This window comes from Halothiobacillus sp., from assembly GCF_028710545.1.
Lineage (GTDB): Bacteria > Pseudomonadota > Gammaproteobacteria > Halothiobacillales > Halothiobacillaceae > Halothiobacillus.
On the sequence record NZ_JAQTTX010000012.1, the window covers coordinates 20,281 to 43,177 of the forward strand.

Annotated in this window: 17 protein-coding genes; 5 read left to right on the forward strand and 12 right to left on the reverse strand. The window is 55.8% G+C overall.

Annotated elements, in window-relative coordinates:
- Positions 1-5: 5 nt before the first annotated feature.
- Genes PHD44_RS03720 through PHD44_RS03730 form a run of 3 tightly spaced genes read right to left on the reverse strand, consistent with a single transcriptional unit; the run spans position 6 to position 4,062 of the window.
- Entirely contained in the window at positions 6-1,187 is a 1,182-nt protein-coding gene (locus PHD44_RS03720; protein WP_300188178.1) for an ABC transporter permease, read from the reverse strand.
- On the reverse strand, positions 1,184-2,986 hold the full coding sequence (locus PHD44_RS03725; RefSeq protein WP_300188180.1) for an ATP-binding cassette domain-containing protein: 1,803 nt from the start codon (positions 2,984-2,986) through the stop codon (positions 1,184-1,186). The genes PHD44_RS03720 and PHD44_RS03725 overlap by 4 nt, the downstream gene beginning before the upstream one ends.
- On the reverse strand, positions 2,986-4,062 hold the full coding sequence (locus PHD44_RS03730) for an efflux RND transporter periplasmic adaptor subunit (protein ID WP_300188182.1): 1,077 nt from the start codon (positions 4,060-4,062) through the stop codon (positions 2,986-2,988). The genes PHD44_RS03725 and PHD44_RS03730 overlap by 1 nt, the downstream gene beginning before the upstream one ends.
- 162 nt (positions 4,063-4,224) lie before the next feature.
- Between PHD44_RS03730 and PHD44_RS03735 the strand changes: the two genes are divergently transcribed.
- Positions 4,225-5,835, forward strand: a complete 1,611-nt coding sequence (locus PHD44_RS03735; RefSeq protein ID WP_300188184.1) for a peptide chain release factor 3 — start codon at positions 4,225-4,227, stop codon at positions 5,833-5,835.
- A gap of 9 nt (positions 5,836-5,844) precedes the next feature.
- Here PHD44_RS03735 and PHD44_RS03740 read toward each other — a convergent pair whose 3' ends face one another.
- A complete protein-coding gene (locus tag PHD44_RS03740; RefSeq protein WP_300188186.1) occupies positions 5,845-6,546 on the reverse strand; it encodes a hypothetical protein in 702 nt (233 codons plus the stop codon).
- Positions 6,547-6,720: 174 nt separating this feature from the next.
- On the opposite strand from PHD44_RS03740, the gene PHD44_RS03745 reads away from it, so the two are divergent.
- The 4 genes from PHD44_RS03745 to PHD44_RS03760 are packed head-to-tail and all read left to right on the forward strand — an operon-like array spanning position 6,721 to position 11,516.
- Positions 6,721-7,536 carry a rhodanese-like domain-containing protein gene (locus PHD44_RS03745; RefSeq protein ID WP_300188188.1) on the forward strand — a complete coding sequence of 272 codons (816 nt, stop codon included), beginning with the start codon at positions 6,721-6,723 and terminating at the stop codon, positions 7,534-7,536.
- A 39-nt stretch (positions 7,537-7,575) separates the two neighbouring features.
- Entirely contained in the window at positions 7,576-8,097 is a 522-nt protein-coding gene (locus PHD44_RS03750) for a hypothetical protein (protein ID WP_300188190.1), read from the forward strand.
- Between the two features lie 47 nt (positions 8,098-8,144).
- Entirely contained in the window at positions 8,145-9,038 is an 894-nt protein-coding gene (locus tag PHD44_RS03755; RefSeq protein WP_300188192.1) for a hypothetical protein, read from the forward strand.
- A 9-nt stretch (positions 9,039-9,047) separates the two neighbouring features.
- Positions 9,048-11,516 carry an EAL domain-containing protein gene (locus tag PHD44_RS03760; protein WP_300188194.1) on the forward strand — a complete coding sequence of 823 codons (2,469 nt, stop codon included), beginning with the start codon at positions 9,048-9,050 and terminating at the stop codon, positions 11,514-11,516.
- 22 nt (positions 11,517-11,538) lie between these two features.
- Here PHD44_RS03760 and PHD44_RS03765 read toward each other — a convergent pair whose 3' ends face one another.
- The 8 genes from PHD44_RS03765 to PHD44_RS03800 all read right to left on the reverse strand — a co-directional run bounded on the left by PHD44_RS03765 (position 11,539) and on the right by PHD44_RS03800 (position 22,479).
- A complete protein-coding gene (locus tag PHD44_RS03765; protein ID WP_300188196.1) occupies positions 11,539-12,768 on the reverse strand; it encodes an Nramp family divalent metal transporter in 1,230 nt (409 codons plus the stop codon).
- 319 nt (positions 12,769-13,087) lie between these two features.
- A complete protein-coding gene (gene minC, locus PHD44_RS03770) occupies positions 13,088-13,888 on the reverse strand; it encodes a septum site-determining protein MinC (protein ID WP_300188198.1) in 801 nt (266 codons plus the stop codon).
- Positions 13,889-13,976: 88 nt separating this feature from the next.
- Positions 13,977-14,717 (reverse strand): cell division protein ZapD, encoded by a 741-nt coding sequence (gene zapD, locus PHD44_RS03775; RefSeq protein ID WP_300188200.1) that lies wholly within the window; start codon positions 14,715-14,717, stop codon positions 13,977-13,979.
- A gap of 130 nt (positions 14,718-14,847) precedes the next feature.
- Positions 14,848-18,564: a methionine synthase gene (gene metH / locus PHD44_RS03780; protein WP_300188202.1), complete on the reverse strand. Its 3,717-nt coding sequence runs from the start codon at positions 18,562-18,564 to the stop codon at positions 14,848-14,850.
- A 66-nt stretch (positions 18,565-18,630) separates the two neighbouring features.
- Entirely contained in the window at positions 18,631-19,122 is a 492-nt protein-coding gene (locus tag PHD44_RS03785; protein ID WP_300188204.1) for a DUF2062 domain-containing protein, read from the reverse strand.
- 132 nt (positions 19,123-19,254) lie between these two features.
- Complete coding sequence (locus PHD44_RS03790) at positions 19,255-20,808, reverse strand: DHA2 family efflux MFS transporter permease subunit (RefSeq protein ID WP_300188206.1); 1,554 nt, start codon at positions 20,806-20,808, stop codon at positions 19,255-19,257.
- 23 nt (positions 20,809-20,831) lie between these two features.
- On the reverse strand, positions 20,832-22,031 hold the full coding sequence (locus PHD44_RS03795; protein WP_300188208.1) for an HlyD family secretion protein: 1,200 nt from the start codon (positions 22,029-22,031) through the stop codon (positions 20,832-20,834).
- Positions 22,000-22,479 carry a MarR family transcriptional regulator gene (locus PHD44_RS03800; RefSeq protein ID WP_300188209.1) on the reverse strand — a complete coding sequence of 160 codons (480 nt, stop codon included), beginning with the start codon at positions 22,477-22,479 and terminating at the stop codon, positions 22,000-22,002. The genes PHD44_RS03795 and PHD44_RS03800 overlap by 32 nt, the downstream gene beginning before the upstream one ends.
- Positions 22,480-22,897 lie beyond the last annotated feature (418 nt).

The window sequence follows — 22,897 nt, forward strand, 5'->3', positions numbered from 1 at the left end:
CAAAATCATTCCAGGGATTTGCGGATCTTTCGTCGGCTGGCGCCGAGGAAAAACGCCGCAATGGCCAGCATGGCCAGGGTATTGGGCCAAATCACGCCGTTGACATCGCCCGCCAGAAACAGTGTGTGCAGAATCACGATGAAGTAGCGCGCCGAGACAATGTACGTCAGGTTCTGCAACCAGCCGGGCATGCTGCCGATATCGAAGATAAAGCCAGAAAGCATGAAGGCGGGCAGGAAGGTGGTGATGATGGCGATCAGGCTGGCGACAAACTGGTTCTTGGCCACGATCGAGATGAACAGCCCCATGCCCAGTGCTGTCAGCAGGAAAATGGCGGAAGTCAGGATCAGGATCCATGGGCTGCCGAGGAAGGGAACATTGAACAACCAGATGGCCATGGAGACGGAAAGCGCCATCCCGCCCATGCCAAGCACAAAATAGGGGATGAGCTTGCCGAGCAGGAGTTCGTTGAGGTGCACGGGTGTGACCATCAGCGCTTCGAGCGTGCCGCGTTCCCATTCGCGCGCCATGACCAGAGCCGTGAGCAGTGCGCCGATCAGGGTCATGATGACGGCAATCAGGCCGGGGACGAGGTAATCGCGACTGCGCAATTCGGGGTTGAACCAGATGCGGCTGGCTACCTGGACCGGTTGATCAGCCGAGTGTCCTGCTGCCGTTGCGCGGGCACTCAGCCAGCCCTGCCAGGCTGCCTGAATATAGGCTTGAGTCAGACGCGCCTGATTGGCATCCACGCCGTTGACGATGATCTGCACGGGGGCCTGGTTTGCCGTATTACTCAGCTTGGCCGAAAAATCACTGGGCAGATGAACGATGGCATCGACGGTTCGGTTCAGCATCCAGCGTTCGGCGGTAGGGAGGTTCGGTGCGGTTTTCGGGCTGAAGTAGGTGGATTGGTCGAACGCGCCGAACAGGGCCGCTGTTTGCGAATCCGGCGCATCGGCGACCAGTGCGATGGGAATGTGCTTGGCGTTGAGCGAGACGCCATAGCCGAAAATCAGGAGCAGGACGACGGGCATCAAAAAGGCGATGGCGATGCTGGACGGGTCACGCAGGATTTGCAGGGTTTCCTTGCGGATGAGCCCGAACAGTCGTCGTCCGGCTCCACCGCGAGCGAGTGCTGTATCTGGCGTGTTCTGTGCCGTTGTGTTCCGGGCCTTCGTATTCATTGGCTTGGCCTCGGGGCCTTCGGGGCATTGGGTGTGCTGATCAGGGCGATAAAGGCGTCTTCCATGTTCGGGTTGGGCTGTTCCGGGCTTTTGGCCTGCGCGCGTACATCTTTGGGGCTGCCTGCGGCGAGAATGTCACCCTGACTCATGATGACGAGCCGGTCGCAGTATTCCGCCTCGTCCATGAAGTGGGTGGTGATCATGATCGTGACGCCCTGGTCGGCGAGTTGGTTGATACGTTGCCAGAACGCCCGTCGTTCGATGGGATCGACACCCGAGGTGGGTTCATCCAGAAACAGAATGTCCGGTTCGTGCATCAGGGCGCAGGCCATGGCGAGGCGTTGCTTGAAGCCCAGCGGCAACAGGCCGCAACTGGTATCGGAATAGTTCGTCAGGCCGAATTCTGCCAAAGCCCAGTCAATTCGAGCGGCACGCCGCTGCCTGTTCAAGCCATAGGCTTTGGCGAAGAAGATCAGGTTCTGGCGCACACTCAAGACTTCGTACAGGGCGAACTTCTGCGACATGTAGCCGATGCGCGCGCGTGCCTTGGCAGCTGCCGTGCGCAGATCCACGCCGGCAACCGAGAGTTTGCCCGCACTGGGCAGGAGCAGGCCGCAGAGCATACGGAAGGTCGTGGATTTACCCGCACCATTGGCACCGAGCAGCCCGAAAATCTCACCGCGTTGAACGGAGAAACTGATGGCGTCCACCGCAATGAATGTACCGAAACGACGTGTCAAATCCGAAACAATGATGATGTCCTCACGGTTTTTCACCGGGGCGTTTTTTGGCGTGGTTGGCAGCGCGGCGACCGCTGATTCCTTGGATTCCTGATGTTCCTGGTTTTTCCGATGTTGTTGGGATTCCCGTTCGCGCAATTGCAGCACGAACGCATCTTCGAACCGGGGCTGCAGTGGCTGCCAGGTCACGCCGGGCAGTTCAGGTGGTTGTGCGTTTTCATCCAGCAGGACGCGTACAAGATCGCCGTCGATGATGGCATCACGAACCACAGACTGTTTCTGGAGTTCGGCCTGAAGATGACGGCGTATCGTAGCAGGCCGACTGGCGCCATACACGCGTCCAGTCAGGTGGGCCGTGAACTCTGCGGGCGTACCTTTGCCCAGCACGCGGCCTTCGTGTAGCAGGATGACTTCCTTGCAGCGTTCGGCCTCGTCAAGATAGGCCGTGGACAACAGGACGCTCATGCCCTCGTCGGCGACCAGTTGATACACAATCGCCCACAACTCCCGCCGGGATACGGGATCGACGCCGACGGTCGGTTCGTCCAGCAATAGCAGTCGAGGCGGGCGAACCAGCGTGCAGGCCAGGCCGAGTTTCTGTTTCATGCCACCGGAAAGGCGCCCCGCCAGTCGTGCCGTGAATGGTGCCAGCCCGGTCATGTGCAGCAATTGGGCGAAGCGTGCTGCCCGTTGATCTGGAGGCAGGCCCTGCAGGTCGGCATAGAGATTCAGGTTTTCCTGAACGGTCAGGTCTTCGTACAGTCCGAAGTGCTGCGGCATGTAGCCGATGCTCGCCTGTACGGTCAAAGGATCGGCGACGGCATCGAGTCCAAGGACGGTCAGCGTGCCGGAATCCGGTGTGAGCAAGCCTGCGATGAGGCGCATCAGGGTGGTTTTGCCCGCGCCGTCCGGACCGATCAGACCGGTGACCTGTCCCGGGACAACGCGCAGGGAAACATCCACCACCGCCTCGGTGCGTCGGGGTGGCTTGCCGAACGACTTATGTATTCCGTCGGCAATGATGGCCAGCGTTTGGTCATCTGCGCTTTGTGGCGTCATCAGTGTGCTTGGGATGGCTTGGTGATGGTTGATTTATCGGTCGTCGTTTCACTGCCGCAGGGATTTTCGCCATGTAATCGGGGTTTGGCACCCAGTGCAATATGTGCGGTGACCGGCATCCCCAGTCGCAGTTGCCCGTTCGGGTTACAGGCATAAATCCGGGCTTGATAGACAAGATCGGTGCGCACGGTCGTGGTTTCGACCGTTTTGGGGGTGAACTCAGCCGTGGGTGAGATGTAGCCCACCCATCCGTTGAAGGTCTTGCCCGGGAAACTATCGCTGGTGAGTGTGGCCGGCATGCCTTCCTGCACCAGACCAAGGTCGGGCTCATCCACATAGACCCGCGCCCAGATCGGTGAGGTGAGTGCCAGCGAAATGACGGGCTGAGCCGGTGAGGCCATGTCGCCCGGTTCCAGAATCCGGTTGCGGACAATCCCTTGAGCCGGGGCGACGAGCACGGCATCGTCCCGGGCGATCTGGGCACTTCTGACCTGGGCTTCGGCCGCTGCAACGGCGGCGCGGGCCTGTTCGATGTCTTCCTTGCGGGGGCCGATAATCGCCAGTTTGAGCGAGGCGCTGTCGGCCTTGAGTTGCGCTTCGGCGGCATCGCGTGCGGCACGGGCGGAGTCACGATCCTGGGTCGAGGCCATTTTTTGCTTCGCCAGTGTTTGTATCCGGTCGAAGCTTAATCTTTTCTCCGTGAGGTTGGCCTGATCGGCGGCCACAACGGCGCGCAGGCGTTCGATATCTTCGGGGCGCGTGCCGTTCAGCAGTCTGTTCAGCGCGGCCTGATTGGCGGCAAGGTTGGCCTTGGCTGACGCCAGCGCGGCATCGAAGCGGCGCATGTCAAGCGTTGCAATTATGTCACCGGGACGAATTGCGTCGCCCGTCTGCACGGGGATAGTGTCGATGCGACCGGCGTCGTTGAAGGCGAGGTCGACTTGCCGAAGGTCGATGTTGCCGTACAGCGTCAATTCCGTGCGCGTGCCCTGTGAATGAAGACCGTGTGCGTAGAACCAGTAGCCGGTGCTGCCTGCAATGATGATCAAAAGCAGGATAATTATCCGAAAGCGCATTGTCATCGAGTCCTCTGCCGCAAAATTTGTTGCCACATTTTGGCGCCTGAATACATAGTTTGTATAGGGATTTTGTTTGAATCGTGGGGGTTATTCCCGCGCTGGGTGTCGCAGGGCTGCTAGAATGCCCGCCTTGTTTGTTCCGCTAGCGGATGTATTTTTATGACTGCTCTTGATTTTGCTGCCGAAACCATGCGTCGGCGCACCTTTGCGATTATTTCTCACCCCGATGCCGGTAAAACGACGATCACCGAGAAGTTGCTCCTGTTTGGCGGCGCCATTCAGATGGCCGGTACGGTCAAGGGGCGTAAATCCACCCGTCATGCGACTTCCGACTGGATGGCCATGGAGAAGGAACGGGGGATTTCGGTCAGCAGCTCCGTAATGCAGTTTCCGTACAAGGATTACATCGTCAACCTGCTCGATACACCCGGTCACGAAGACTTCTCGGAAGATACCTATCGTGTGCTCACGGCGGTGGATTCGGCACTGATGGTGATCGATGTGGCCAAGGGCGTCGAGGCGCGAACCATCAAGCTGATGGAAGTCTGCCGCCTGCGCGATACGCCGATCATTTCGTTCATCAATAAGATGGATCGCGAGGGCAAGGAACCCTTGGAACTGCTGGATGAAATCGAATCTATTCTGAAGATTCGTTGTGCGCCCATCACCTGGCCGATCGGCATGGGTAAGCGCTTTAAGGGGGTTTATCACCTGTATGAAGACCGGGTGATTCTCTACGGCCCATCTCTGCCGACCCGCGCGCAGTCCAAAACCGAAATCAAGGGGTTGAATAATCCCGAACTGGACGACCTGCTGGGCGATCAGGCCGATGAATTGCGCATGGAAATCGAACTGGTGCAGGGCGCGGCCGATACCTACGACCACGAAGCGTATCTGCGCGGTGAGTTGTCGCCGGTCTATTTCGGTTCAGCCATGAATAACTTCGGCGTGCAGGAGCTGCTCGATGGGTTTGTTGAGGCCGCGCCCGGCCCGCTACCGCGTCCCAGTACGGCCCGTGACGTGTTGCCGACCGAGGAAAAGTTTTCCGGTTTCGTGTTCAAGATTCAGGCGAATATGGATCCGCAGCACCGTGACCGAATCGCCTTTTTCCGTGTCTGCTCGGGCAAGTTCACCCGGGGCATGAAGGTCAAGCATGTCCGGCTGAACCGCGAGATCAAAATCCCCGATGCACTGACGTTCATGTCATCCGACCGTGAACGCCTGGAAGAAGCCTATCCGGGGGACATCATCGGTATTCACAACCACGGCACGATTCGTATTGGCGATACCTTCACCGAAGGCGAGCGTCTGGCCTTCACCGGCATTCCGAACTTTGCGCCGGAACTGTTCCGTCGGGCGCGACTGCGTGACCCGCTCAAATCCAAGCAATTGCTCAAGGGCTTGAGCCAGTTGTGCGAAGAAGGCGCTACCCAGCTCTACAAGCCGTTGATCAACAACGATTTGATTTTGGGTGCAGTGGGTGTATTGCAGTTCGAAGTGGTGTCGGAGCGGCTGAAAACCGAGTATTCCGTCGATTGCCAGTTCGAACAGGTGAACGTGACCACGGCACGCTGGATCGAGTGTGACGATCCCAAGCGGCTGGAAGAATTCAAGGCCAAGAACGAAGCGAATCTCGCACTCGACCACGCGGGGGACCTGGTCTATATCGCCCCCACGCGCGTCAACCTGCAAATGGCGCAGGAACGCTGGAAGGATGTGCGGTTCCTCGCCACGCGCGAGCACGGCGATTACACCACGGCAGAGGAGTGAACCTGCCGGTTATTTGCTGGCGGGCTGCTCCGGGGTGGCGTCTGGCGGAATGGTGGATGCCAGAATGTTGAAATCCTTGGGCGAAATGTACTGGAACAGATCCTTGCCATCGCTGTTGATGGTGATCAGCAGGCCTTTGCTCGGGTAGAGCCAGTACTGTGTCTTGTCCTTGGTGTGCCGGATTTCCTCTGGCTTGCCAAAATGGCGATCGATCAGGCCGGTCGTGTATTCTGCGGCCGGCTGGTAGGTAATCGACTCGATCGGGAAATACTGGGCCTTGCGAATGTGTTCGTCGGTCATCGGGTACTTCCAGGCACCGCTGGGTGTCGGGTCCGGCTTGGCGTGATTGGCGGCGACCCATTGATTCAGTTCCTTGGGATCGGTTTTGGCTACGATGGCGACCTTGGCCGTCAAGGCGCCCAGATTCATCGTGCCGAAATACGCTTCCAGCGAGGCTTTCTTATCCGGGTCCACAAAGATGGCCAGTTCCGCTTTCTGGTCGTATACCCGTTTGAATTCGAGCAGGGAATCCTTGCCCAGATGCACACCGAATACCGCGCTGGTACCGTCCGGGAAGACCTGGATATCCCAGGGCAGGAACGGGTGGTCTGGGGCTTTCGCACTGCAGGCGGCAAGGGCGCCCCCCAGTAACAGAGCGACCATGAGACGCAGAAAAACGGGGAGAATGCGGTCGATGGGGCTTCGGAACATTTGCGCGATCCTGAAAACTGAACAAGAATGAGGTCGCAATGTATCAGATGCACTGCCGAAATGGGGATATGTGCCTGAGCATGATGAGCGGTCATGAGTGACCATAGGCGAAGATTTCGTTACCCTCTTGGCTCTTATGCCTGTATTTTCGTATTATTTATCAAGGAGTTGATTATGTTTGTTGGTCGAACGGGTTTGGGGCTTGTCTGTGCCCTGCTGCTGGGTGGTGCGACGGCCGGGATGGCGGTGGCATCGGCTGATGAGATGAAATTCCCCCTGCGGGCGCAATATGAAACGGTGGGCGTGAAGCCCATTTCCACGGCAGATTTATTGGCGCACTTCAAAAATTACACGATCATCGATGCACGCTCGGAATACGAGTATCAGACACTCCACATCGAAGGCGCCGAATCGGTGCCTTTGTCTTCCCCGGGTTTCGATCAGAGCGTGAAGGCATTGGCGGAAAAGACGAAAAAGCCCCTAGTCTTCTACTGTAACGGCACGACATGCGAAAAATCCTACAAGGCTGCCGTGCGCGCCATGCAGTCGGGTGTGAAGCAGGTACTCGTTTATGATGCCGGGATTTTCCATTGGGCAGAAGCCAATCCGGGTAAGACCGATCTGCTCGGCAAGAAAATGCAGTCGGCCAGCCAGTTGATTTCGAAGGCTGATTTTGCCGCGCATCTTTTGAGTCCGCGCGATTTTTATGAACGCGTCATGGGTGATCCGAATGCGATTGTGCTGGATATTCGTGACGCCGGCCAGCGAGCGGGCGTTTCCTTGTTCCAAATGCGTGATGTGCATGTGCCTTTGGATAACGCTCGACTCACCGATTGGGTGGACCGGGCCAAGAGGGAGAACCGCGCGATGTTCTTTATCGACGCCACCGGCCACCAGGTTCAATGGTTGCAGTACTACCTCAAAGAACAAGGCTTGCACGATTATTGGTTCATGAAAGGTGGTGCCAAGGCGTTTTACGATACGCTTTGATTGAAGAGTGGGATGAAACACAACAGTAAGGGGATTCAAATGCGTTATGTGTTGGTTGGTTTGATCGCTATGAGTGGCGTCACTTTTTTAGGTGCGTCGGCAAGGGCGGATTCGATGGTGGCTACTGCTCAGTCTGAAGCTCAAGTGGTTGGGCAGTCCTTTCCCAGCCTGAAATTAACCAATCAGCAGGATGTCCCCGTCCAGTTGCCGGGCGAAGCGTCGGTGATTGTTTTTGCAAACGCGAAGAAAGTCGATGAATGGGCCGATCCCTTGATGGCGAAGTTTGGTCAAAAGCAAATGGATGCCCAACATCTGGTCTACCTTTCCGACATTCACCGCATGCCGTGGATGATCAGCAAGATGTTTGCGCTACCCAAATTAAAGGAGCGTGCTTATTCAGTCGCCTTGATCCGTGAGGCCAATCAAGTGCCCGCAACCCTCGAGCCGAATACGGGTTGCCTGAATTGGATTCAGTTAAAATCCGGGAACATCACAGCACTCACCCCTGTTTGCACGCCGACCGATCTTGCAAAACGACTTAATGAATTAGCGGCACATTAGCGCAGCAGTCGGTTAGTGGCCAGAGCAAATGCCCTCAAGGATGTGTGATGCGTAAAACCTACATTGCGCTGCTGGGGTTATTGATCATAGCTGCGAGTGCGCTCGGCTATCGTTATGTCTCGAATCTCGATCAGACCGAGATTCGAATATCTTCAAATCCTTGGGTGGGTTTTACCCCTTTTATCTACGCACAGGAAAAAGGCTGGTTAAAAAATACACCGTTTCGTTTTTTGTGGCTTGTCGAGTTGTCCGAAAATCGACGACTTTACGAGAATGGTTTTGTGCAGGGTTTCACCGCCACGCAATATGAGTTGCTTCACTTTCCCCATCCCGACGCGTTGGAAGCTGCTTTTTTAATCGATCGTTCCAATGGTGCCGATGCCATCCTTTCCAACCGGTCGCTCGCTGCACTGCAAGCCGAATCAAAGCCGATTAAGGTTTATCTGGAGCGAGGCTCACTGCAGCGGGATATGTTCCATGCGTTCATCAATGAAAACGGCCTGAAGGATCATGCTTTTGAATTGATCAACCGTTCTCAGGAAATGCTGTTGTTATTAAAGCCGGACGCGGAGCCCATGCTCCTGCTTTCTTATTCGCCCTATTTGACACAACTGCATCAGCATGGTTTTCAAACCATCGCATCTTCGCGTTCGCTTAAATCGTTTATCGTTGTGGATGGCTTGTTCGTCAATCGACAGGTATACGCTGAACACAGAGCGGATTTCGTAAAACTCAAAGAGATTTTCGATCGCGCTTTGGCGGTGTTCCATTCGGATCCCAAAATTTTCTACGAAACCGTTAAAGGCTACCTGGAAGGACAAACATTCGATCAGTTCATGACGTCAACCCACGACATCGTCTGGCTAAATCAACAGGTCGATCCCGAAATGCTCAGACATCTTAAGAGACAAGGAGTGCGTGTTGATGAAAGAATCCCGTGATGATAATCCATGAAAATTAATCGATTTACTTCATTGGCGGCTGTCGGTATCGGGATTGTGATTACTGCCCTGGCTGCCAGTTTTTTTATTGTTGAACGCAATTTGATGTTGCAATCATTGGCTGATGATCTGAATCAGAATTTATTTTATATCGAAAGTGAACTCCGCCATACACTTGGCGATAAACCCGTCTCGCAGATACAGAGTGTTCTCGACCGCGCTGTGGCAATCAATCAATCGTTGTTGGTTATTTCTGTTTCAGTTGATGGCGAGCATATCAGCGCTTCTTCATCGCGATCTTTGGTTGGCCGGTTGCTGGAGAAAAATTATTTACCCATGACCGATATGGCGCAGGGTATCGTCAAAGGGCATGTTGATTATCGTGAAATAATAAATTTTTACGAAAATAACGCGGATCGGAAACAGATTGTATTGCTGATTACGCTAGACAGTAAATATGTCTTTGATCGCATGAATCAGGTCGCATTCTTTTATGGATTTGGTCTATTTATAGTTTTGGGCCTGATTGCCATAGCTGTTTATATTGTTGCAGATAGAGTGATTACGGCGCCATTTTCGCGGATTATTAATCATGCGCGGGAAGGAAGATCACCAGCTGATTCCTATTTTATTGACGAGCTGAATGAGCTGAACCGAACATTAAACGAGACATTCAGCGCTCTAAACCAAAAGCAATATGAACTGAAGCGGTCGCTGGCGCAGACAACCTACCTCGATGGCGTATTACGGACAGTGGCTGATATTAATCAATTGCTGATTACGTCTAAAAATGTCCGAGAATTAATGGACCAAAGTGTGAGTCGCCTCGCACGTCATTCCGGCTATAGTGTGTGCATGATCTTGCGGGCGGAACAGGCACAATTGATTGTGCGTGCCTGCTCGATTAATGACGATAATCCATTATGTCTCGGGCGTTTGATGACCGATGGCGCCGAGATCGATGCGGGAAATCCGTTTATCCAAGCGTTTATGACAAAGCGCGCCGTCGTGGTTGAGCAGATATCGCTTGATGCTTCGGACCCGGGTTTGCAACTTGCACCTTGGCAGTTGCTGGCAGCACAAAAGTCATCGGGTTCACTGATTGCATTGCCTCTTGTATCAAATGTTCAGGATGATCCGCTGGGCGTGCTGGTTGTGTACGCCCTGCGTGCATCGGGTTTTGAACTTAAGGAAATAGCGATGTTGGAGGAGCTGGCGGGCGATATCGGCTTCGCTATCCGGGCATTTGAGCATCGCGAACAATTGCAACATCATCTGACGACCGACGCAGATACCGGTTTGCCGAATCGAGTGGCATTTATCGATCAACTGAATACCAGCTCGGGTGGTTTGATCGGTTTGATCAATATTGATCGTTTCAGTGACATTAACGCCGTGTACGGGGTCGCTATCGGTGATGCGCTCCTGAAAGAGTATGGATTGTGGTTGAAAGCGCGTGCCCAAGGCCGGGACGATATTCAACTGTACAGGATGGGGGGTGATGAATTTGCGCTGTATTTCAAAGCTTCCGAATTGCTATCCGAAGTCAGGCTCTTCTTTGTCGATTTGATCGCCGCAACGTCCAATTCAGCATTCAAGGTGGCGGGTGTGGAGATCGTGCTGACCATCACGGTGGGTGTGGCCCACGCGGCTGATGGTGGGCTGGCTCATGCGTCGGCTGCGATCAAGCAGGCCAAATTGGATCATCAGAGCATCGGCCTGTTTAATGGTTTGGATTCGACGAAGCAGCAGGAAAACAATATTGCCTGGTACAAGCGAATCAAAGATGCCATCGAAACGTCCCGGATCGTGCCGTACTTCCAACCCATCGTGGATAACAAGACGCAAGCGGTAACAAAGTACGAGGCGCTGATCCGGATGATCGATTCGGATGGTATGGTCATAACCCCCTACCAGTTTCTGGATGTTGCGAAGAAAACCAAACTCTATAGCCAATTGACCCGAGTGATGATCGACAAGGTGCTGGAGGTATTCAAGGAAAGCACGGTTCCGGTCAGCATCAATCTTTCGACCGAAGATTTGATGAATCAGGAATTGTCGGATTACCTCGCACAACGGTTAACGGAAACCGGCATGGGGCATCTGCTCGTGTTCGAGATTCTGGAAAGCGAAGGTGTGAACAACTACGAGGTCGTCAGTGCCTTTATTCAACGGTTTAAGGCAAAAGGATGCCTGTTTGCTATCGACGACTTCGGTTCCGGCTATTCGAACTTCGATCATCTGATCAAATTGAACATGGATATCCTGAAGATCGATGGCAGCCTGATCAGGACATTGCCGCATGATCGCAATTCGCAAATTATTGTGCAGCACATCTGCGATTTTGCGCATGAAATGGGTATTCGGACGGTGGCGGAGTTCGTGTCCAACGACGCTATTTATCGTCAGGTTTGCGAGATCGGTATCGACGACTCGCAAGGGTATTATTTCTACGAGCCGCTTGAGCGGCCCTTATGAGTGCAGAGTCGCGTTGAGCAAACTAACTGGTGGCCAATAAATAGCCGTTCAGACTGACCACCACCACCACGGTGAGCCATCCGAGCCATCGGACCCAGGTCGGGTTGACGTAACCACGCATCAATTTTCGATCGCTGGTAAACAGCACCAGCGGAATCAGTGCCAGCGCGATACCGAATGAGAGTACGACCTGGCTGTACACCAGCACTTCGGTGACATTCAGACCCAAGGCGATGATGATGAATGACGGCGTCATGGTAATGGCGCGCCGCAGCCAGAGCGGAATTCGAAAACGCACAAAACCATTCATGATCTCCTGCCCGGCAAGCGTTCCGACAATCGTGGAGGCCAGACCCGCAATCAACAGACTGGCGCCGAAAATCTGCGCGGCGATTTCACCCAGCAACGGGCTCAATGTCACATAGGCATTTTCGATACTGCCCGATTCAGCCGATGGATTGCCGTAAAACACGGCGGCGGCCATGGCGAGCATGGATAGATTCACGAATCCGGCAATCGTCATGGCGATGGCGACATCCCATTTGGTGCTGCGGAACATGGTCTTGCGGTGCAGCTTGCCGTATTTCACCAGATCCGCCTTGCTCAACGCCGAGTGCAGATAGATGACATGTGGCATGACGGTCGCGCCCAGGATACCGGCGGCCAGAAATACACTGTCTCTGCCGTCGAAACCGGGAATCAAGGCACCTTCCAGTACGGAAGCGGGATGGGGGTGGCTGAACAGCAATTCGACGACATAGATCAGCGCTACGGAAAGCAGCATCCCACCGATCACAATCTGCAGTGTTTTGAGATTACGCGTTTCAAGACTCAACACGGCCCAGCTGATGATGGCGGTGATGATCGCACCTTCCATAAGGGTGAAGCCAAACAAAAGCTTGAAACCAAGCGCCGCGCCGACAAATTCTGCAATATCAGTCGCCATGGCCAGAATTTCTGCCTGAATCCAGTACGGGTAAACCGCCCAGCGCGGCAAACGCTTGCCCAGTTGGGAGGCCAGCGATTCGCCGGTCGCCAGCCCCAGCTTTGCCGAAAGCATCTGGATGAGTGCCGCCATCAGGTTGGCCCAGACCACGACCCACAACAACAGATAGCCGTAATCGGCGCCAGCCTGGATATTGGTGGCGTAATTGCCTGGATCGATATAACCGATTGCCGCTACAAAGGCGGGCCCCAGAAACAGGATGCGCGTGCGTTTGGACGAGCGGGGAAGTGGAGCGGGAGTGGGCATGGTGCGCAGTATTTTAGTTTGGACTAACTTGTAGTTTAGACTTAACTAATTTTTTGGGCAACCGGATTCGTTCATAATGAAATGAAGGGGCTGCCGCGTTGGTTTGCCCCGGATCAAAGCTTCTTTAAATCCACCTCATTCCCCCTTTTACAAATGGGGCGGCGCGCTTGTACAAAAAGAGGAGGTTGATTCTTCCTTTTTTTTAGAGGAGGTGGCTCACGCGTTAAAAAAGCTTTGATTAGCCCCCTTTGAAAAAAGGGGGGGATTTGCCGAATCGCAGCCGGCGCCTCAAGAGAATTTGCAGTTGTGCAGGGGCCTCTCAGGGGAAAACGCGAATGTCCAGTTGCCCTTTTTGGTCCAATTCGATCAATACCCGCTTGCCCCAGGCCGGATGCTTCGCCAGTTGCTCGCCGTCCAGGTAAATACCGTTGATGGCAATGATTTCCGGTTCGAAGATTTCACAGAAAATCCGCGCCTGGGGCATGCCATTGACACCGGCCGCCGCCGTGCCCTTGAGTGCGCCATGAACATAGATCGAGCCATCGGCAACCACACGGGCGCCCGCACTGACCATGTTGATGATGATCAGGTCGGCCTGTTTTGCATAGATCTCGGCGCCCGAGCGCACGGGGTGACGAATCACGGTGGGCGTGTTCAGTGCATGGGCCGGATGTTCTGCTTCAGGCGCGGGCACCTCCTTGGCAGCGGGCTTTGGTGGCTCCGATTCAGGGGGGGCGGGTTCTTTGGGTGTTTCAACGGGGGGCGCTGCTTTGGGTTCCGGGGCAGGGCGACCTTCGATGTGCGGTAGTCGGGCCTGTGTCGCCTGTTCGCGTTGTTTTGCATTACCGCCCAACACGGCAATCGGTTCGAGCTGGTAGTTGCGGAGCAGGCTGATCAGCGCCGGGAAATCGACCCATTTGCCGCTGTTCTCGATACCGGAGAGATCAATCAGTATCGGTTCCGGTTTGCTGAAGATGCCTTGCCCGCCGAACGTGTCCTTGAATGCCCTCGTGAGCTTCAGCAAATGGGTTTCTCGCAGAACCAGGCAAGTAACGGGGGTCGGATTGCGGTGCAGGCTGAAGGTTTCGTGTTCGATCGGGATAAAGGGCGATGGGCTCATGGATGGTTTGTCTGGTTATATTTCTGATTATATTTCGGGATGAGATTCTTTCGTTGGATCTTGTTCGTTGAATCGGTACCGTGATGCTTTATAACTGACAGAGGGCCAATTCGAAAGCGACATCGTGATTGACCTGATAAGGGTGCCCGGTCCGGCGATCCAGCCGCATGAAGCGGACGATGACCCGATGCTTGCTGGCGCTGATTTCCGGATAGACATTGCTGTTGTCATCCAGTAGGACGCGTACAAGTTGATAGGGCGTGCCCAAATCCAGATTCAGCTGGAAAAAGCCGTCTTCTGCTGTTCTGGGCTCAGGGGCAACACTTTTCCTGATGAGATCTATCACCAGCTCATTCGCGCGTCGAATTGTTGCCAGGGGTTCCAACCACTCGACAAAATCTTCCCGTCGCTCCGAGTAGGGCTGAGCCAGCCAGTGGTGTAGTGCGGCCAGATCGAAGGCGCACAAGGCGCCGGGAATGGAAGCCCGTTGACGAATGGCATTGAGGAGTTCGTGTTTTTTGAGGTGGGTGCCCGGCTGGGTGCTCATGCGGAGCAGTTGGTCGAGCAATTGCGCCTGCTGGTCCAGCAACTGATTGAGAATTTCAGCGTTGACCTGCGGCGTGTGCGCCACGTGCAGCAGCTTGGCCTGTTGGCGTTCCAGTTCCTTGATGAGTTCGCGTTTGACATCGATGCGGCCGAGCACGTCGGTGGCTTCGATCAGGATCAGGATCGCACACAACGAACCCTCGGCAGATTCGTCCGCCAAGTGCAGTTCAAAGCGATCGAACAGGTATTCGAGCCGCAGGCAGGCACGAATCCGTTCATTCAATGGTTGTTCGAAGTTTTTCAGAGCATCCGTCCCGGTAAAATGCCTTTCAAATCGATGGTCGTCGATGGTACACCCAAAAAACACTCGATTGCTACGCTCTCGGGCTTCGCCTTTGACCCTTGCTGCCGCCTCATTCCGGTTCATAACCCAGAATGGGCGCCAGCCAGCGTTCGGCTTCCTTCTCGGACCAGCCCTTGCGCCCGGCGTAATCGTGGGTTTGATCCCGGCCGATTTTCCCCGTGCCGAAATAGCGGGCGTCGGGGTGGGCGAAGTACCAGCCCGAAACGGCGGCGCCTGGATACATCGCGAAGTTCTCAGTCAGCGAGATCCCCGCGCGGGTATCCGGTTCGAGCAAGGACCAAAGCGTGCCTTTTTCGGTGTGATCCGGGCAGGCGGGGTAGCCGGGGGCCGGGCGGATGCCCTGATACTGCTCGGCAATCAGGGCTTCGTTATTCATGGGCTCGTCGGGGGCATAGCCCCAGAATTCGGTGCGCACGCGGTAATGCAGGTGCTCGGCGAAGGCTTCGGCCAAACGGTCGGCCAGTGATTTGAGCAAAATGGCGTGGTAATCATCCATTGCTTTTTCGAAGCGTTCGATATGCGGTTCGATACCGTGCCCCGTGGTGACAGCAAAGCCGCCGATCCAGTCCTTTATTTTCTTGCCGGTGGGGGCGATGAAATCGGCCAGACACTGGTTCGGCTTGCCGCCGGTACGTGGCATCTGCTGGCGGATGTGGTGCAGTGTCGTCAGGACGGATTGGCGTTTTTCGTCGGTAAACACGCGAATATCGTCGTCGATGCTGGCAGCGGGCCAAAAGCCAATCACACCACTGGCCTTCACCCATTTCTCTTCGACCATGGTCTTGAGCATGGCTTGCGCGTCGTCAAACAGTTTGCGTGCTTCAACACCGACTTTTTCATCGTCGAGAATCGCCGGATATTTGCCGAACAGTTGCCAGCTCTGGAAAAACGGCGTCCAGTCGATGAAGGGCAGGATGTCTTCGAGCGGGTAATCTTCGAATACCGTGATGCCCGGTTTTTTCGGTGCCACGGGGGTGTAGTTCGAATAATCCATGACCTGTTTATTGGCCCGCGCTTCGGCCAGTGTAGCGCGTTTGGCTTCTTCCTGATTGGCCTTGCGGCGGGCGACGAGCGCCGCGTACTCGCTGGCGATTTCCGCTGCGTAAGCGGCCTTGTTGTCGCCAAGCAAGCTGGCGGCTACCCCCACCGCGCGCGAGGCATCCAGCACATGCACGACGGGTTGATTGTAGGCAGGGGCAATTTTCAGGGCGGTGTGCAATTTGGACGTGGTTGCACCGCCGATCATCAAGGGAATCGTAAAGCCCTGGCGCTGCATTTCGCTGGCCACGGTCACCATTTCGTCCAGTGACGGCGTGATCAGGCCCGACAAGCCGATGATGTCGCATTTTTCCGCAATGGCGGTATCGAGGATTTTTTGGGTGGGTACCATCACGCCTAAATCGACAATCTCGAACCCATTGCACTGCAACACAACGCCAACGATGTTCTTGCCGATGTCATGGACGTCGCCCTTGACGGTCGCCATCAGGATTCTCCCGGCTGATTGCGCCGCGCAGCCCCTGGCGGCGGCTTCCGCTTCCATGAAGGGTAAGAGGTGCGCGACGGCCTTTTTCATCACGCGGGCCGATTTGACGACCTGCGGCAGGAACATCTTGCCGGCGCCAAACAGGTCGCCAACGATGTTCATTCCATCCATCAGCGGGCCTTCGATGACATGCAGCGGGCGTTCGGCAGCCAGCCGGGCTTCTTCGGTATCCTCGATCACGAATTGGTCGATACCCTTGACGAGCGAGTGCGCCAGCCGCTCGTTGACGGGCAGTTCGCGCCAGGCGAGATCCGCGCCGGATTTGGTTTCGCCCGTGCCGCTGCCGCGATATTTTTCGGCAATTTCCAGCATTCGGTCGGTCGCATCCGGGCGACGGTTGAGCACAATGTCTTCAACCGCTTCGCGCAGTTCGGCGGGGATGTCATCCACGACGACCAGCTGGCCCGCGTTGACAATTCCCATGTCCATGCCAGCGGCGACGGCATGGTTGAGAAACACGCTGTGAATCGCCTCGCGCACCGGTTCGTTGCCGCGGAAGGAGAACGAGACATTCGATACGCCACCGGAAACCAGCGCTTGGGGCAGGTTTTGTTTGATCCAGCGGGTACCCTCGATAAAGTCGACCGCGTAGTTGTTGTGTTCCTCAATGCCAGTGGCAATCGCGAAAATATTCGGGTCGAAGATGATGTCTTCGGCAGGGAAGCCGACTTCTTCGGTGAGCAGCTTGTAGGCGCGCGAGCAGATCTCGATGCGGCGTTGTACGGTATCGGCCTGGCCTTGTTCGTCGAACGCCATCACCACCGCAGCGGCTCCGTAGCGCCGCACTAGGCGCGCGTGTTCGAGGAAAATTTCCTCGCCTTCCTTCATCGAGATCGAATTGACGATCGGCTTGCCCTGTACCCATTGCAAACCTTTTTCGATGACATGGAATTTCGAGCTGTCGATCATGATCGGCACGCGGGAAATGTCGGGTTCCGAGGCGATCAGCTTCAAAAAGCGCTCCATCGCCGCTTCGCCGTCAATCAAGCCTTCGTCCATGTTGATATCGATGACCTGCGCCCCGGCTTCAACCTGCTGGCGGGCCACATCGAGCGCGGTGGCGAAATCGCCCTCCTTGATCAGACGGCGGAAGCGGGCGGAACCGGTGACGTTGGTCCGTTCGCCCACATTCACGAACAGCGATTCGGGCGTGATATTGAACGGCTCTAAGCCCGACAGTCGGCAGGCAGGCTCGGGCGTGGGCGGTACGCGCGGCGGGTAGGGGGCGACCTGTTTGGCCATGTGGGCGATGTGTTCCGGCGTGGTGCCGCAACAGCCACCGACGATGTTGATGATCCCAGAGCGTGCCCATTCGCCGATTTGCTGCGACATCGGGTCGGCTTGAAGGTCGTATTCGCCCAGTTCGTTCGGCAGCCCAGCATTCGGGTGAACCGATACGGGGAATTCGCTCACGCGGGAGAGTTCTGCGACGTACTGGCGCAGCAAATCGGGGCCGAGGGCGCAGTTCAGGCCGATGGATAAGGGCTGTGCGTGGCGCAGGCTGTTGTAGAACGCTTCGGTCGTCTGGCCGGAGAGCGTGCGCCCAGAGGCATCGGTAATGGTGCCGGAAATCATCACCGGCCAGCGTTGACCGCGATCGGCAAACAATTGTTCCAGTGCGAACACGGCCGCCTTGGCATTGAGTGTGTCGAAAATGGTTTCGATCATCAGAATATCGACACCGCCCTCGATCAAGCCTTCGGCCGATTCGCGGTAGGCGGTGGCGAGTTCTTCGAAGGTGACATTGCGGTAGCCGGGGTCGTTGACGTCGGGTGAAATCGAACCGGTACGGCTTGTCGGGCCGAGAATACCCGCGACAAAGCGTGGTTTTTCGGGGGTTTCACGGCTTTTGGCATCCGCGCATTCGCGCGCGAGGCGGGCTGCCGCAACGTTGATCTCGTAAGCCAGCTCCTGCATCTGGTAATCGGTCATCGAGATGCGGGTGGCGTTGAACGTGTTGGTTTCGATGATATCTGCGCCGGCATCCAGATAGGCTGTGTGAATATCGGCGATGACATCCGGTTTGGTCAGCACAAGCAGGTCGTTGTTGCCCTTGAGATCGACCGGCCACTCTGCGAACCGTTCACCGCGGTAATCGGCCTCGGCGAGTTTGCGTTTCTGGATCATGGTGCCCATGGCACCGTCGAGAATCAGGATGCGCTCAGCCATCAGGGTGCGCAGTTGCGCGAAAACGGGATGTTCGATTATTTTTTGAGCCATGAGTTTGGTGAGCCAGGATTATTGTGAGCCGGGGGCGTGGGAGTCGAATTTGTTAGTCTTGATGGGCTAAAGCGGCGGCTGGCCGGGGCCACGTGCGCGCAGTTTCTGTTTGCGCCGTTTGTGGAGGATGACATTCAGCCGCCATAAAAACTGAATGGTGAAAAAACTGATGACCGCGCTCAGGGACGCGAGCACGAGCAGGCCGGTCAGCAGTGGCAGCCAGATGACATGCAGTTGCATCATGACCCATTCAAAAGTGATGCCCGTCGTCGGCACAGTCACCGTGCAGCCCGTGAGCCAGGATCCGATGATATAGGCACCCCAGAGAATCGGCACCATGGTAAACGGGTTGGATAGCAACGGCATGGCAACGGCCAACGCAACATTCACCCGGAAAAAGACGGCGACGATGGCGGCCAGCAGCATCTGGAACGGTGTGGGCAGAAAAGCGATGAACAGGCCTACGGCCACGCCGCCGGATACCGAACGCCGGTTCAGATGCCATAAATTCGGGTGCGCCAGCCACTTGGCAAAAGGGCGCATGAAAGCCGGAGCCAATACGGCCTCCTTGCTCGGGGCCCATTTGCGGAAAAACTTGCGCGGCATAGCATTCTCGAACTGATTCAGAATCAGGAGTATAACCAATTCAGGCGACAGATAGCGGCCCGTCTCGTTTGAGCGGGCGGTGAATTACTCGGCTGCGATAGATGGCGTCACATTCTTTTTCTGCCCGGATTTGAGCGCGAAGGCGACGGGGATCATGAACAGGAAGCTGGCAAAAATCAGCACAAACGCATCGTGATAGGACAGCATATTGGATTGTTGGCTCAATACGTTGGCCAGAATGGCCGCGCCTTGGGGGGATTGTGGGTTCAGGTGCAGTGGGGCGAGATACTGCCAGACGAGCGGGTTTTCGATCGTGATGCCGCCACCCAGCTGATTCCAGGCAACCTGAGCGTGGCGGCTGACCAAGGTGGCGACCAGCGAAATGCCGATGGAAGAGCCAACAGTTCGCACCAGGCTGTAAATCCCGGCTGCCTCGGCGGCAAAATGAGGTGCGAGCGTGGAAAATGCCGCCGTGGATAACGGCACGAAAATCATACCGATGCCCGCCCCCTGAAACAGCAGTGGCCAGACAATCTCCCACGTGTTGATGTCGAGGTTGTATTGCATCATGCCCCAGCTGCCCGCAAGGCTCAGGGCGATGCCGGTAATGATGATCAGGCGGATATCGACTTTACCGATAATGCGCCCCACGATCATCATTGCCACCATGCTGGCAATCCCGCGCGGCGCCAACGCCATGCCGGTCGTCATCACCGGATAGCCCATTTCCTGCTCCAGCATCAAAGGTTGCACGAAAATCGCCCCGAACATGCCAAGCCCCATCAGCAGCATCACGCCATTGGCCAGGGTAAAGTTTCGATCCCGGAATATCTCAAGCGAAAAAACGGGTTTGCGGTTGGGCACAAAGCTCAGCCAGATGAAGAAAACCAATGCGACGACCGAAATAATGGCGGCCGTGACAATGATCGAGGAGGAAAACCAGTTGTCCTCATTGCCCCGATCCAGCACGTATTGCAGACCGCCAATCGACAACCCTAGGAGGGCGAAGCCCCACCAGTCCATCGTCCGCCCGGTCTTGCGCGGGATTCGCGGCACAAATCGGCCGACGACGAACAACGCCAGCAGGCCGACGGGCAGGTTGATGTAGAACGTCCAGCGCCAGTTGATGGTCTCGGTGATCCAACCGCCGATGGTCGGGCCGAGGATAGGGCCGACCATCACCCCGATACCCCAGATCGCCATGGCCTTGCCCCGTTGATCCGGCGGGAACACCTGCACCATGATGGCTTGAGATAGCGGGACCAGTGCCGCACCGGCCACACCCTGCAGCAGGCGGAAACCGACAATCTGCGGCAGGTTGGCAGACAGGCCGCACAAAGCCGAAGACAGCACGAACAGCCCGATACTGAGCATCAGGTATTCCCGTTGGCCGAATTTGTCCGTGAAATAGCCGGTGAGCGGCATGATGATCGCGGATGCCACCAGGTAGCTGGTCAGTACCCAGGAAATCTGATCGGGCGAAGCCCCCAGATCACCGGCCATATAGGGCAGGGCAACCGAAGCGATGGTCGTATCGAGCACTTGCATGACGGTGGCCGCCATCACGGCGAGCGTGATCATCACGCGCTCGAAGGCGGTCAGTTTGCTTGCATCGAATAGAGGGGGGGATTTGCTCATGGCTGGGGCTGATCTGTTCGGCTCTAGTGCGGGTTCGCTTTGGATGGCGTCACGAGTCCACTGAGCCCGATAACGCCAAGCAGTGACTGCACGAAACTTTCAGGATTTTTTGTCAGTTCGATGCGGGTCGTCGTGCTGGTGCCGATGGGCAGATGGTGCTGCGTATCGGTGTCGTCCAGTACGATGCGAACCGGCACGCGCTGGGTGACCTTGACCCAATTGCCGGTTGCGTTTTGCGGTGGAAGCAGCGAGAAGGCATTGCCTGCCCCTGCCGCGATCGAAAGCACGTGTCCTTTGAATACATGTCCCGGATAGATATCGGACTCGATCTGTGCCGGTTGCCCCACACGGATTTCTCCCAGTTCCGTTTCCTTGACGTTGGCGTCTACCCACAGGCCGGTTGTGGCCACGATCGAGCAGACGGTTTGATGGGCGCTGACGGGTTGGCCCGGTTCGATCGAGTAATTGGCGAGTCGGCCGGACATGGGCGCGCGCACGACAGTTTGGCTCAGGTTGTACTCCGCCTGCGACAACTGGGCCTTGGCCGCCTTGATTCGATCATTCTCCGAGCCGCTGGCGCCTGCGCTGGCCTTGGTTTGATCCAGTTGCGCACGAGCCTGTTCAACGGCGGCTTTGGCTACTGCCAGAGCGGATTGGGCATCAGAAAGCGCCTGTTCGGACACGAATTGCTTGTTCTTGATGTTCGTCAACCGATACAAATGATCACGAGCCTGCTGGGCGGCTGCTTCCTGTCGCAGGAGCTCGGCCTGAGCCGTGATGATCGCTGCGTCGGCGGTTTGCTGCTCGCGCTTTGCCGCACTTAAGCCGGCCTTTGCCGCATCCACCGCGAGTTGATAGGGCGTGGGGTCGAGCGTGAACAGCACGTCGCCTTTTTTTACGTCTTTATTATTTTGCCATGGCGTAGTCTGAAGCAGACCGGATACTTCGGGCCCGATTTGCGTCTGGTTGCCGTTGATGAACGCATCTTCGGTCGAAATGAATTGTTGGTTGTAGCGCAGATAACCCAATCCCAGCCAGGTGGCCAGGAGCAGGAAAAACAGAATCAGGAACAGGCGGTGCCGAGAGGCTTTCGACTTGGGAGTGGGGGCGCTGTGTCGTTGAGTTTCAGATGCTTTGTTAAAGTCATCCGAAGGAGCAGCAGAAGGCTCGGGAGGCGTGTTTAAGGGGGCCTCAGATTTCGTCTCCTTCGCTGTTTGATTCATGACACATCTGCTCCAGGTTATGTTTCAGTTTGCTCATCAGACGGATGTAGTCTTCCCGTTCTCCTTGATCAAGCACATCTACAATGCTGTGCCGCACCATGCCGAGTTTCATGTCGGCTTCCTTGATTTGCGGCAGTGCCGAATCAATCAGCCAGATCGTTTTCGCGCGGCGATCGGTCGGCGCAACACGGCGCTCGATCCAGTTCAGACGCTCCAGGCTGTCGAGCAGTTTGACCAGTGTCGGCCCTTCAATTGCCAGCGCGCTGGCCAGTTCTTTCTGGGTTCGACCCTGACCTTCATCACGCAACACGCGAATGACGGACCATGCTGATGCCGTGAGATCGTATTCCGCCAGTACGGTATTGAGTTGGGAGCGCCACATGCGAGACGTATCGAAAAGCAGGCGAGCAATCTGTTCGTCCGACATCGTTGCGTGTTCTTTAAGCATAATAGTAGTCACCTAATGATTTTTCCAGTTAATTATATATGCCATAAACCGATGATTGTGAGTCAACTTCACTCATCGCCCTGTGCTGCCACAGGGTGCCGAGCTGTTGCCTTCTGCCTGAATTTCATGCGGATCAGGTCTTCCCGATGAACCAATGAGTCAGTCTAATCAAAACCATAGTATAAAAAATATGTAGACATAAATAAATTTAAGAATCTTCCCGTTGGAAATAGGTAGATGAATAGTCAGCCTCAAGTCCGACAGGCTCCCGGTTTTGCGGGTGGTGCAAATTGTTCTTGAGGGCCGAATGTCTTATGATGCCAGTCCATCAACTTTGCCGTCCTGGTTAATTTTGCCGCCGATTCCTTTTTGCGCGCATTGGGCTCGCCGCTTTGCATGAATTTCTGGTTGGCTTTTT

What these genes read in the sequence shown, in the direction of transcription:
- PHD44_RS03720 (WP_300188178.1), bottom strand. Translation starts at nt 1,187, where the DNA reads ATGAATACGAAGGCCCGGAACACAACGGCACAGAACACGCCAGATACA.
- PHD44_RS03725 (WP_300188180.1), bottom strand. Translation starts at nt 2,986, where the DNA reads ATGACGCCACAAAGCGCAGATGACCAAACGCTGGCCATCATTGCCGAC.
- PHD44_RS03730 (WP_300188182.1), bottom strand. Translation starts at nt 4,062, where the DNA reads ATGCGCTTTCGGATAATTATCCTGCTTTTGATCATCATTGCAGGCAGC.
- PHD44_RS03735 (WP_300188184.1), top strand. Translation starts at nt 4,225, where the DNA reads ATGACTGCTCTTGATTTTGCTGCCGAAACCATGCGTCGGCGCACCTTT.
- PHD44_RS03740 (WP_300188186.1), bottom strand. Translation starts at nt 6,546, where the DNA reads ATGTTCCGAAGCCCCATCGACCGCATTCTCCCCGTTTTTCTGCGTCTC.
- PHD44_RS03745 (WP_300188188.1), top strand. Translation starts at nt 6,721, where the DNA reads ATGTTTGTTGGTCGAACGGGTTTGGGGCTTGTCTGTGCCCTGCTGCTG.
- PHD44_RS03750 (WP_300188190.1), top strand. Translation starts at nt 7,576, where the DNA reads ATGCGTTATGTGTTGGTTGGTTTGATCGCTATGAGTGGCGTCACTTTT.
- PHD44_RS03755 (WP_300188192.1), top strand. Translation starts at nt 8,145, where the DNA reads ATGCGTAAAACCTACATTGCGCTGCTGGGGTTATTGATCATAGCTGCG.
- PHD44_RS03760 (WP_300188194.1), top strand. Translation starts at nt 9,048, where the DNA reads ATGAAAATTAATCGATTTACTTCATTGGCGGCTGTCGGTATCGGGATT.
- PHD44_RS03765 (WP_300188196.1), bottom strand. Translation starts at nt 12,768, where the DNA reads ATGCCCACTCCCGCTCCACTTCCCCGCTCGTCCAAACGCACGCGCATC.
- minC (WP_300188198.1), bottom strand. Translation starts at nt 13,888, where the DNA reads ATGAGCCCATCGCCCTTTATCCCGATCGAACACGAAACCTTCAGCCTG.
- metH (WP_300188202.1), bottom strand. Translation starts at nt 18,564, where the DNA reads ATGGCTCAAAAAATAATCGAACATCCCGTTTTCGCGCAACTGCGCACC.
- PHD44_RS03790 (WP_300188206.1), bottom strand. Translation starts at nt 20,808, where the DNA reads ATGAGCAAATCCCCCCCTCTATTCGATGCAAGCAAACTGACCGCCTTC.
- PHD44_RS03795 (WP_300188208.1), bottom strand. Translation starts at nt 22,031, where the DNA reads ATGAATCAAACAGCGAAGGAGACGAAATCTGAGGCCCCCTTAAACACG.
- PHD44_RS03800 (WP_300188209.1), bottom strand. Translation starts at nt 22,479, where the DNA reads ATGCTTAAAGAACACGCAACGATGTCGGACGAACAGATTGCTCGCCTG.